The organism is Paractinoplanes deccanensis (genome assembly GCF_016862115.1).
Lineage (GTDB): Bacteria > Actinomycetota > Actinomycetes > Mycobacteriales > Micromonosporaceae > Actinoplanes > Actinoplanes deccanensis.
On sequence record NZ_BOMI01000172.1, the window covers coordinates 20,382 to 31,410 of the forward strand.

Sequence of the window (11,029 nt, forward strand, 5' to 3'; positions counted from 1 at the left end):
CGCGGCCCGGCGCGCCCCCTTGCCTGCAGCGATGTAACCGTGGTTACATCAGGCCGTGCAGTGGGTGTTGCTGGCCTATCGGATGCCGCGCGAGCCGTCGAGCCCGCGCATCGCGGTGTGGCGCAAGATCGACCGTTGCGGCGCGGCCCGGCTCGGCGACGGCCTGGTGGCGCTGCCGGCCGACGCGCGCACCCGGGAGCAGTTCGACTGGCTCGCCGAGGAGATCACCGAGGGCGGCGGGTCGGCCTCGGTGTGGCTGGCCGCCCCGGCGAGCGACGAGCAGGAGCGCCAGGTCGCGGCCGGCATGCGCGCGGCCCGCGCCACGGAGTACCAGGCGATCGCCGACGAGGCGAGCGCGGCCCGCGACCACCTCGGCACCGACCGGGCCCGGGCCCTGCGCCGGCTGCGCGGCGAGTTGCACCGCATCACGCGGCGCGACTTCTTCCCGCCGCCGGAGCGCGAAGCGGCCCGGGCAGCGGTCGAGTCCTTGGCCACCCCCGTCGAGCAACAGGAGCGGGCATGAAGTGGGCCACGCGCGCGGGCGTGCACATCGACCGGGCGGCCTGCGCGTGGCTGATCCGGCGGCACGTCGACCCGGACGCCACGTTCGTCTTCGTCACCGACCCGGCCGCGGTGCCCGCCGACGCCACCCCGTTCGACATGCGCGGCGCCGACCTGGGCCACCACGGCGGCGACTGCACGTTCGAGACGATCCTGCGCCGCCACGACCTGGCCGATCCGGTGCTCTGGAAGATCGCCGAGATCGTCCACGAGGCCGACCTCGACGACGAGCGGTTCGACGCCCCCGAGGCCCCCGGCCTCGACGTGATCCTGCGCGGCCTGTCCATGATCTGCGACGACGACCGGGTCCTCGAGCTCACCGCTCCCCTCTTCGACGGCCTGTACGAATACCACCGCCGCGCCCTGCTGCTCGACCGCCCGCCCGCGTGACGCTCCGCCCGCTTTGATGCGCCTTGATTCACCACCCGCCTTCGATTCACCACCCGCCTTCGATTCACCACCCGCCTTCGATTCACCGCCCGTTTTGATTCGCCGCCCGTTCTGATTCGCCGCCCGCTTTGATACGCCGCCCGCTTTGATTCACCGCCTTTTCGAGGAGCGCCCGTGACGACGACCGCCGGCAAGGACGTGGTGCCGCTCCGCGAGGCGGTGCGCGCCTGGTTCGCCATCTCGCTGCAGACGTTCGGCGGGCCGGCCGGCCAGATCGCCGTCATGCAGCGCCATCTGGTCGACGAGCGCCGCTGGATCGGCCAGCGCCGCTACCTGCACGCCCTCAACTACTGCATGCTGCTGCCCGGCCCCGAGGCGCAGCAGCTGGCGATCTACGTGGGCTGGCTCCTGAACGGCGTACGCGGCGGCCTGATCGCCGGCACCCTGTTCGTCCTGCCCGGCATGGTCGCCCTGCTGGCCCTGTCGGCGATCTACGTCGGCTTCGGCGACACCACAGTGGTCACGGCGGTGTTCGCCGGCCTGGCCCCCGCAGTGGTCGCCATCGTCGCGCAGGCCGTCTGGCGGGTCGGCAGCCGCTCCCTGACCAACCGCACGCTCGTCGGGTTCGCCGTCGTCGCGTTCCTGGCCCTGGCCCTGTTCGGCGTCCCGTTCCCCGTAGTGATCGCGGCGGCCGCCCTGGCCGGCTGGTCCCTGCACCGATGGCGCCCCACCCTGATCACCACCAGTGGCGGTCACGGCGCGGCCACCGACGGCCCCGAGCCCCTCGTCTCCGACGAGGCGCTGCACCACGACCAGCCGTCGCCCCGCCGAGCCGCCACCATCCTGGCGATCGGCCTGGCAGCCTGGTTCCTGCCGGTGGCGCTGGTAGCGGTCACCACCGGAGCGGGCAGCGTCTACACACAACAGGGCCTGTTCTTCTCCGGCACCGCGGTCGTCACTTTCGGCGGCGCGTACGCCGTCCTCGCCTTTGTGGCCCAACGCGCGGTCGAGCACTACGCTTGGCTGTCCGCCGGCGACATGGTCCGCGGCCTGGCCCTGGCCGAGACAACCCCCGGCCCGCTCATCATGGTCGTGCAGTTCGTCGCCTTCCTGGGCGCCTACCACAACCCCGGCGCCCTGGACCCGTGGACGGCCGGCGTCGTGGCGTCCCTGCTGACCACGTGGGTGACCTTCGTACCGTGCTTCCTGTTCATCCTGCTCGGCGCCCCCTATGTCGAACGCCTCCGCGGCAACCAGGCCCTCTCGGCCGCCCTGACCGGCATCACCGCCGCCGTAGTAGGCGTCATAGCCAACCTCGGCCTGTACTTCGCCGTCCACACCCTCTTCACCACGACGAACACCATCACCACCGGCCCGCTGAACACCCAGATCCCCGACCTCACCACGATCCGCTGGGCCCCGGCCGCCATCGCCGTCATCGCGGCCGCCCTCATCTTCAGGGCAAAGTGGCCCGTCCTCCGCGTCCTCGCCGTCTCCGCCCTGCTTGGCTTGATCGCCGGCCTGACCGGCATGCCGGGCATCTGACCGCGCCCATTAACGAACGCCGGGCGCCTATCCCTGGGCTCGGGCAACCACTCCCCCAGTGAGGCAAACCCACTCACGCCCGATGCGACCACGCCCGCAGGGCAGCCACCGCCGTCCGGAGTCGCCCTGCCGCAACCCTCCTGCCGCAGCCACCTGCCACAGCCGTCCTGCGCCGCCGTCCTGCCGCAGCGGACTTGCCGCAGCCGCCCTGCCGCAGCCGCCCAGCCGCAGCGGACCTGCCGCAGCCTTCCTGCCGCAGCCGCCCAGCCCAGCCGCCCTGCCACAGCCGCCGACAACCGCCAGCGGGATGTCGCACCGGAAGCACATCGCGACGTAGCAGCCACGCTGACACCAGCAGCTCCACTAGAAAGAACGTTCTGTCTCCCGGAGGGGACGCCCGCCAGGCGACCCGTACGGAAACTCCCACTTCAGGGCGGCGCGAACGGTGGAGGCGCGACCAACAACGGCCGGACGGACGCAAAGGCCAGACCCAAACGCCGGACGGACGCAAACGCCGGACGGACGCAAAGGCCACGCGAACGTCAGAGCCGCGCCACCGTCAAGGCCGCCCCGAGCGCCAGCCCCACCACGGTGAGGCCGCCGAAGCTCGCCCGTTCGATGCGTGGCCACTTCGGGCGGTAGGTCAGCGCCTCGCCGAGCAGGTAGATCAGGTAGACCGCGACCGCCTGGCCGATCTCGACGCCGGCGTTGAAGGCCAGCAGCCGGCTCAGCTCGGCGCCCGGCGGGAGGGTCAGTGCCTGGAAGCGGGTGGCCAGGCCCAGGCCGTGCACGAGCCCGAAGGCGAGCACCAGCAGGCCGAACCACCAGAAGCGGCGCGGGCGGCCGATCAGGCCGATCGTGCCGACCACGCCGACGCTCACCGCGATCACGACGTCGACCAGGGCGGGGTCGAGCCGCCACCCGGCGAGCGTCGCGGTGATCAGCGTGATGCTGTGGCCGAGCGCGAACAGCGACAACAGTCCCAGGGCGCGCTTGGGATGCCAGGCCAGCAGCACCACTCCGGCGATGAACAGCAGGTGGTCCCAGCCGGTCAGCATGTGCGTGAAGCCCAGCCACCCGAAGTCGAAGATCCCGTCGTCGGGAGGCGGCCGCACCCCGTGCGCCAGCACGCTTCACCTCCCGCCGGTAGGCGCCTCTGTCCGGCAGCGTAGTCGGCGCCGTCCCGGCCGAAGGCGGATCACACCAGCTCCGGGACGGCCCGCGGGGCCGGCGCGGTCAGGTCGATCACCCTGTCGACCTGGGCGGCCACGTCGGTGCGGTGGGTGATCAGGAGGACGGTGCGGTCACCCGCGGCGGTGAGCAGGTCGTGGGTGAGGGCCGCGGCGGTCTCGTCGTCGAGGTGTTCGGTGGGCTCGTCGAGGATCAGCACCCGGAAGCCGGCGAGCAGGGCGCGGGCCAGCGCGAGCCGGCGGCGCTGACCGCCGGAGAGTGCCATGCCGTGCTCGCCGACGAAAGTCTCCAGGCCGTCGGGAAGCGTCTCGATCCAGTCGAGCAGCCGGGCCCGGCCGAGGGCGGCGCGCAGCTCGGCGTCGGTGGCGCCGGGGCGGGCGATGCGCAGGTTCGCTGAGATGGTCGTGTCGAACAGGTACGCGTCCTCGGGCAGGTAGCCGACGATCCGCCGCAGGTCGTCGGGGTCGAGCCGCCGCAGGTCGACGCCGTCGAGCGTGATCCGCCCGGCCGTGGGGTCGAGGAACCGGACCAGCAGCGCGGCGATCGTGCTCTTGCCGGAGCCGCTCGGCCCGGCCAGGGCCACCCGGGCTCCGGCGGGCAGCTCGAAGCTGACGTCGCGCACGGCCGGGCGGCCGGGCACCCACGAGGCGCTCACTCCTTCGACGAGAATCGCCGGGGAGTACGCGGACCGCGCGACCCCGCCACCGGCCGCACCGGAAGCCCCGGGAGCGCCGGAAGCCCCGGGAGCGCCGGAAGCCCCGGGAGCGCCGGCGCCGCCAGCACCGGGAGCGCCGCCAGCACCGGCAGCACCGAAATCGCCGGAAGCACCGGACGATCCGGATGCGCCGCCAGCACCGGAGACACCGAAAGCACCGGAACCACCGGCGGCACCGACCGCACCGGGCAAACCCGCATCGGCAGGCTCGGCGCCGATCGGCAGCGGAGCCGGCACGCGAGGCACAGTGATCGGGTCGGGGGCGCTCAGGATCTCGGCGAGGCGGCGCAGCGAGGCCCGGGCGCCGGCGAAGCGCTGGGCGGCCACGGGCAGGCCGGCAACGGCCTCGTAGACGGCGAGCGGCGTCAGCACGATCACCGCGAGCAGTTCGCCGTGCAGGGCGCCGGAGCGGACCGCCACGGCGCCCGCGGCCAGCCCGGCGAGCAGGCTGAGGCAGGTGGCCAGCGCCGTCACGGCGGCGGAGGTGCCGGCGGCCGCGGCAGAGCGCTGCTCCGCTCGGCGCAGGCGGGCGTCGGCCTCGGCGAGACGGGCGAGCTGGGCGGGCGTGGCGCCGTACGCGGTCAGGTCGGGCAGGCCGTGCAGCAGGTCGACGGTGGCGGTGGCGAGGCCGCCGCGCAGCGGGGCGAGGCGCCCGTCGGCGCGGCGGGCGGCGGCGGACTGGAGCAGCGGTACGCCGGCGCCGACGACCAGCAGGCCGGCGGCGAGCGCCGCTCCGGCGGGCGGTGACATCGCGCCGACCAGCAGCACCGAGCCGAGACCGACGATCGCGGCGACGGCGTAGGGAAGCACGACGCGCACGAGCATGTCGAGGACGGCGTCGACGTCGGCGGAGAGGCGCTGCGCCAGGTCGGCGCCGCGGAAACCGGCCGTGCCGGCGGGGGCGAGCGCGGTGAGGCGGTCGAAGACGCGGACCCGGAGGCGGCCGAGCACCCGCAGCGCGGCGTCGTGGCCGGCCAGGCGCTCGGCGTACCGGAAGACGCCCCGGCCGATGCCGAAGGCACGGACCGCGACGATGGCGACCATGAGGTGCAGCACCGGCGGGTGCAGGGCGGCCCGCGAGATCAGCCACGCGGAGGTGGCCATGAGGCCGACCGCGGCGCCGGCCGCGCCGATGCCGGCGAGCACGGCGAGCAGCAAGCCGGGCGCGGCCGGCCGGGAGGCGGTGAGCAGCAGCTTGAACCAGGTCACAGGACACCGTCCGAGGTGGACCAGGCGGAGCCCGCCGTCGGGCGGCCGCCGTGCAGGGCGAGGGAGGGCGCGCGGCCGGCCGGGGCGGCCAGCTCGACGACGCGACCGGCCAGGGCGATCAGCTCCGGCCGGTGGGCGGCGACGAGGACCGTACGGCCGCGGGCCAGGCGGCGGATCGCGGCCATCACGTCGGCGGCGGTGGCCGCGTCGAGGTTCGCGGTCGGCTCGTCGAGCAGCACGATCGAGGCGTCGCGCAGGAACGCGCGGGCCAGGGCGATGCGCTGGCGCTGCCCGGCGGAGAGGCCGGCGCCGTCGTCGCCGAGGACCGTGTCGTAGCCCCGCGGCAGGCCGGCGATGAACTCGTGGGCCCCGGCGTGGCGGGCCGCGGTGACGACGTCGGCGTCCGGGCCGGCGCCGAGCGCGATGTTGTCGCGCACCGTGCCCGCGAAGAGGTGCGGCCGCTGCGGGACCCACGCGATCCGGGACCGCCAGGCGGCCGGGTCGGCGCCCGCCAGGTCCGTGCCGCCCACCGTGACCCGGCCCGACGCCGGCGCCACGAAGCCGAGCAGCACGTGCAGCGCCGTGGACTTGCCGCAGCCGCTCGGCCCGGTCAGCGCGACGATCTCGCCGGGCTCGATCACGGCGGTGAGGCGCAGCGCGTCGCTGTCGCGGTAGCGCACGACGACGTCCTCGAACGCGATGGCTCCCGCCGGCGCGGGCCCGGTGCCCGCCGCGGGAACCGGCTCGTCGAGGATCTCGAAGGCGTCCGACGCGGCGGCCAGGCCCTCGGCGCTGGCGTGGTAGTTGGCGCCGACCTGGCGCAGCGGGAGGTACGCCTCGGGCGCGAGGATCAGCACGAGCAGCGCGGTCGCCAGGTCGAGACGGCCGTCGACCAGGCGCAGGCCGATGCCGACCGCGACCAGCGCCACCGACAGGGTCGCCAGCAGCTCGAGCACCAGCGACGAGAGGAAGGCGATGCGCAGCGTCCGCATCGTCAGGCGGCGCTGGTCGTCGCTGATCCGGCGGATCGTCGCCGCCTGGGCGCGGGCCCGGCCGAAGAGCTTCAGCGTCGGCAGCCCGGCGATCACGTCGAGGAAGTGGTGCGACAACCGCGCGAGGAGCTTGAACTGCCTGCGGTTCGCGCTCTCGGTCTGGAGGCCGACCAGCGCCATGAAGACCGGGATGAGCGGCAGCGTCAGCACGATCGTCACGGTGGCGACCAGGTCGGCCGGGAAGATCCGGGCCAGCACGATCGCCGGGACCAGGACGGCGAGCACGAGCTGCGGCAGGTAGCGGGCGAAGTAGGCGTCGAGCGCGTCCAGCCCGCGCACGACGAGCGCGACGACCGCGCCGGTGTCGCCGCCCGAGGGCTGGGACGCGAGGCGGGCGAACAGCGCGCGCCGCAGCTCGCTCTTGACGGCGGCCGAGGAGCGCGCCGCCACGACCTCCTGCGCCCACGAGACCGCGGCCCGGCCGGCAACCACCACGGCCAGCCAGATCAGTGTGCCCCGAAGGCCGGCCAGGCCGGCACCGTCGAGGAAGACCGCGGTGATCCCGCCGGCGAGCAGCGTCGCCTGCGCCACGATCAGCCCGGCCAGCGCGGCGCCCAGCACGACCGTGACCGCCAGGTACGCCCGGGTGGTCCGGGCGTACCTGAGCAGCCGCGGGTCGAGCGGCTTCACGCGTGCCCGCCGGAGGCGGGAATGCGGTCCACCGACAGCCGCTTGCGGAACACCCAGTAGGTCCACGACTGGTAGAGCAGCACGATCGGCGTACAGGCCACGGCCACCCACGTCATGACCTTCAGGGTGTACGGGGAGGCGGACGCGTTCGTGACGGTCAGGCTGTTCGCGTCGGCGATGCTCGACGGCATGACGTTCGGGAAGAGCGTCACGAACAGCGCGAACACCGCCAGCACCAGCGTGGCCGCGGTGGCCAGGAACGCCCAGCCCTCGCGCCGCGCCCGGATCGCCGGGACGGCGGCCACCAGCGACACCGCCGCGGCGCCCATGAGGATCCAGCCGGCCACGTCGTGGTGGGCCAGCGCGGTCCAGAGCAGGAAGGCCGCCGCGATCACGATCACCGGGACGATGAGCCGGGCGGCGAGCTTGCCGGCCCGCTCCCGCATCTCGCCGTCGGTCTTGAGGGCGAGGAAGACCGCGCCGTGCAACGTGAACAGGGCGAGCGTGGTCAGGCCACCCACCAGCGCGTACGGGTTGAGCAGGTCGAAGAAGCCGCCCACGTACTCGTGATCGGCGTCGAGGCGTACCCCTCGGACGATGTTGCCGAAGGCCACACCCCAGAGGACCGCCGGCACCAGGCTGCCCACGATGATGCAGAGGTCCCAGCGGCGGCGCCAGCGGTCGTCGTCGCGCTTGCCGCGGTATTCGAAGGCGACGCCGCGGACGATGAGCGCGACCAGGATGAGCAGCAGCGGCAGGTAGAAGCCGGAGAACAGGGTCGCGTACCACTCCGGGAAGGCGGCGAAGGTGGCGCCGCCCGCGACGATCACCCAGACCTCGTTGCCGTCCCAGACCGGGCCGATCGTGTTGATCATCAGGCGGCGTTCGCGGTTGTCGCGGCCGAGCACGGGCAGCAGCACGCCGACGCCGAAGTCGAAGCCCTCGAGCAGGAAGTAGCCGGCCCAGAGGATCGCGATGAGCGCGAACCAGACAGTGGTTAGCTCCATGGAAGGCCCCTTCAGTAGGCGAACGCGAGCGGACGGTCGGCGTCGTCCGAGCCGGACGGTGGCGGGATCTCCGGGGCGCCGGCCCGGGCGTACTTGACGAACAGACCCGCCTCGACGACCGCGAGCACGCCGTAGAGCAGCGTGAGCGTGATCAGGGACGTCGCCGCCTCGCCGGTGCTGACCGACGGCGAGACACTCTCGGAGGTGCGGAACAGGCCGAACACCGTCCACGGCTGGCGGCCCATCTCGGTGAAGATCCAGCCGAACGAGTTGGCGGCGAGCGGCCCGCCGAACGACAGGATCACCGCGAGCCACAGCCACCGGCTGGTCGGCGTGCGGCCCCTGCGCATCGCCCAGAGCGCGACGAGCGCCACCGCCATGGTGAGGATGCCGAAGCCCATCATCAGGCGGAACGACCAGTAGGTCACCGGGATCGAGGGCGCGTACTCACCGGGGCCGTACTTCTGCTCGTACTCCGCCTGCAGGTTGTCGATGCCCTCGACCTCGCCGTCGAACGTGCCGGTGGCCAGGAACGACAGCAGGGACGGGATGCGGACGCTGTAGAGCTCCTCCTGACCGTCGAGCGACCCGATCGTGAAGATCGAGAAGCTGGCGGGCTGGGAGTTCTCGTAGAGGGCCTCGGCGGCGGCCATCTTCATCGGCTGCTGCTCGGTCATGATGCGCGCCTGCTGGTCGCCGGTGATGAGCACGCCGACGCCGGCGATGAGCACCACCCAGGCGCCGAGCTTGAGGCTCGGTCGGAAGACGTCCGCCTGGTTGTGGCGCTTGAGGTGCCACGCGCTGACCGCCATGAGCACCGCGCCGCCGGTGAGGAAGCAGGCGGTGATCGTGTGCGGGAAGGTGACCAGGGTGGTCGAGTTGGTGAGCAGCCGCCAGATGCTGGTCAGCTCGGCGCGGCCGGTCTCGGCGTTCATGGTGTAGCCGACCGGATGCTGCATCCAGGAGTTGGCGGCGAGGATGAAATACGCCGAGAGCAGCGTGCCGATCGCGGCGGCCCAGATGGTCGCGAGGTGCACCTTCTTGGGCAGCCTGTCCCAGCCGAAGATCCACAGGCCGAGGAACGTCGACTCCAGGAAGAAGGCGAGCAGGCCCTCGATGGCGAGCGGAGCGCCGAAGATGTCGCCCACGAAACGGGAGTAGTCGCTCCAGTTCATGCCGAACTGGAACTCCTGCACGATGCCGGTGACCACGCCCATCGCGAAGTTGATGAGGAAGAGCTTGCCCCAGAACTTCGTGGCGCGGAGGTAGTGCTCCTTGCCGGTGCGCACCCAGGCGGTCTGCAGGCCGGCGACGAGCACCGACATGCCGATGGTGATCGGGACGAACAGGAAGTGGTACACGGTGGTGATGCCGAACTGCCATCGGGCGATGTCGAGCGTGTCCACGGGTTGATCCTTTCCACGGATGCCTCGATCCAAGTCGAGAGCCGTCTCCGCGGAGGAGGGTCTAAAGTCCTGTGCCGCCACCGACTTAAGTACTGGGAAACGACCTCGCCGACCGGGACTTTCGGCTCTCCCGCCCGCCGCGGCGAGCCGGAATGCTTGCCCACCGTGGACACCGCAACCGCATCGCCGACGTCCGGGCTCACCGCTGCCGAGGCGGCCCGCCGGCTCGCCGCCGACGGCCCCAACGCCGTCGAGCCGCCGCGCCGGCGCCGGCTGATCGGCCGCGTCGGGCGTCAGCTCGGCGACCCGCTCGTGCTGCTGCTGCTCGCCGCCGCGGTCATCACGGCGCTGCTCGGCGACCTGCCCGACACCGCGGTGATCGTCCTGGTGGTCACGGTCAACACGGTCATCGGCGTCGTGCAGGAGGTCCGGGCCGACGCCGCCATCGCGGCCCTCGACCGCCTCGCCGCGCCCACGGCACGAGCCGTGCGCGACGGCCGCGACACGATCGTCCCGGCGGCCGGCCTGGTCACCGACGATCTCGTACGCCTCGAGGCCGGCGACATCGTGCCCGCCGACCTGATGCTGACCGAGTCGCAGCGGGCGAGCTTCGACGAGTCGTCGCTGACCGGCGAGTCCGCGCCCGTGCACCGGGAGGCCGGCGAGGAGGCCGGCTCCGGCACGGTCCTGACCACCGGCCGCGCCGCCGGGGTCGTCGTGCGCACCGGGCCGCGCAGCTCGCTCGGCCGCATAGCCGCCCTGGTCGCGCACACCACCCCCGGCCCGACCCCGTTGCAGCGGCGCCTCGCCACGCTGGGCCGCGCCCTGGGCCTGGCCGCGGTCGCGATCTCCAGTGTGGTCTTCGCGTTCGGCCTGCTCGCCGGCGAGCCGGTGGCCCGCATGGCGATCACCGCCGTCAGCCTGGTCGTCGCCGCGGTCCCCGAGAGCCTGCCGGCCGTGGTGACGCTGGCGCTGGCCCTCGGCTCCCGCCGGATGGCCCGCGTCCGGGCGATCCCCCGCCGCCTGCACGCGGTCGAGACGCTCGGCTCGGTCACCGTGATCGCCTCCGACAAGACCGGCACCCTGACCGAAAATCGCATGACCGTCCAGCGCGCCGTCACGCCCGCCGGCGCCACCTTCACCATCGAGGGCCAGGGGTACGCCCCCACGGGCACCATCACGGCAGACCCCCCTCCCCCAGGCGCCACCGCAACAGAGCCCCTCGCCGGCGCCGTCGCAACGAAGCCCCTCGCCGGCGCCGCTGCAACGAAGCCCCTCCCCGGTGCCGCTGCGACGAAGCCTTCCCCGACCGCAGCCGCGACG

9 protein-coding genes are annotated in these 11,029 nt (G+C 73.3%); 4 read left to right on the forward strand and 5 right to left on the reverse strand.

What is annotated here, in order from left to right; genetic code table 11:
- Nucleotides 1–55: 55 nt before the first annotated feature.
- The 3 genes from Ade02nite_RS40885 (at nucleotide 56) to chrA (ending at nucleotide 2,496) form a co-directional block, all read left to right on the forward strand.
- Nucleotides 56–523: a Chromate resistance protein ChrB gene (locus Ade02nite_RS40885; RefSeq protein ID WP_239169413.1), complete on the forward strand. Its 468-nt coding sequence runs from the start codon at nucleotides 56–58 to the stop codon at nucleotides 521–523.
- Nucleotides 520–951 (forward strand): chromate resistance protein ChrB domain-containing protein, encoded by a 432-nt coding sequence (locus Ade02nite_RS40890; RefSeq protein ID WP_203775787.1) that lies wholly within the window; start codon nucleotides 520–522, stop codon nucleotides 949–951. Before Ade02nite_RS40885 ends, Ade02nite_RS40890 begins: the two co-directional genes overlap by 4 nt.
- A gap of 174 nt (nucleotides 952–1,125) precedes the next feature.
- Complete coding sequence (gene chrA, locus Ade02nite_RS40895) at nucleotides 1,126–2,496, forward strand: chromate efflux transporter (protein ID WP_203775790.1); 1,371 nt, start codon at nucleotides 1,126–1,128, stop codon at nucleotides 2,494–2,496.
- Nucleotides 2,497–3,038: 542 nt separating this feature from the next.
- Here chrA and Ade02nite_RS40900 read toward each other — a convergent pair.
- The 5 genes from Ade02nite_RS40900 to Ade02nite_RS40920 all read right to left on the reverse strand — a co-directional run bounded on the left by Ade02nite_RS40900 (nucleotide 3,039) and on the right by Ade02nite_RS40920 (nucleotide 9,706).
- Nucleotides 3,039–3,626: a HupE/UreJ family protein gene (locus tag Ade02nite_RS40900; protein ID WP_203775791.1), complete on the reverse strand. Its 588-nt coding sequence runs from the start codon at nucleotides 3,624–3,626 to the stop codon at nucleotides 3,039–3,041.
- A 68-nt stretch (nucleotides 3,627–3,694) separates the two neighbouring features.
- Nucleotides 3,695–5,611 carry an amino acid ABC transporter ATP-binding/permease protein gene (locus Ade02nite_RS49900; protein WP_239169414.1) on the reverse strand — a complete coding sequence of 639 codons (1,917 nt, stop codon included), beginning with the start codon at nucleotides 5,609–5,611 and terminating at the stop codon, nucleotides 3,695–3,697.
- Entirely contained in the window at nucleotides 5,608–7,293 is a 1,686-nt protein-coding gene (cydD, locus tag Ade02nite_RS40910) for a thiol reductant ABC exporter subunit CydD (protein WP_203775793.1), read from the reverse strand. Before cydD ends, Ade02nite_RS49900 begins: the two co-directional genes overlap by 4 nt.
- Nucleotides 7,290–8,300, reverse strand: coding sequence for a cytochrome d ubiquinol oxidase subunit II (gene cydB / locus Ade02nite_RS40915; RefSeq protein WP_203775795.1), 1,011 nt, complete (start codon nucleotides 8,298–8,300; stop codon nucleotides 7,290–7,292). Before cydB ends, cydD begins: the two co-directional genes overlap by 4 nt.
- A gap of 11 nt (nucleotides 8,301–8,311) precedes the next feature.
- Entirely contained in the window at nucleotides 8,312–9,706 is a 1,395-nt protein-coding gene (locus Ade02nite_RS40920; protein ID WP_203775797.1) for a cytochrome ubiquinol oxidase subunit I, read from the reverse strand.
- Between the two features lie 165 nt (nucleotides 9,707–9,871).
- Here Ade02nite_RS40920 and Ade02nite_RS40925 point away from each other — a divergent pair.
- On the forward strand, nucleotides 9,872–11,029 hold a 1,158-nt coding region (locus Ade02nite_RS40925; RefSeq protein WP_239169415.1), incomplete at its 3' end, for an HAD-IC family P-type ATPase.

Bases quoted from the DNA above. Each gene is read 5' to 3' on its own strand.
- Ade02nite_RS40890 (WP_203775787.1), top strand. From the start codon at position 520: ATGAAGTGGGCCACGCGCGCGGGCGTGCACATCGACCGGGCGGCCTGC.
- cydB (WP_203775795.1), bottom strand. From the start codon at position 8,300: ATGGAGCTAACCACTGTCTGGTTCGCGCTCATCGCGATCCTCTGGGCC.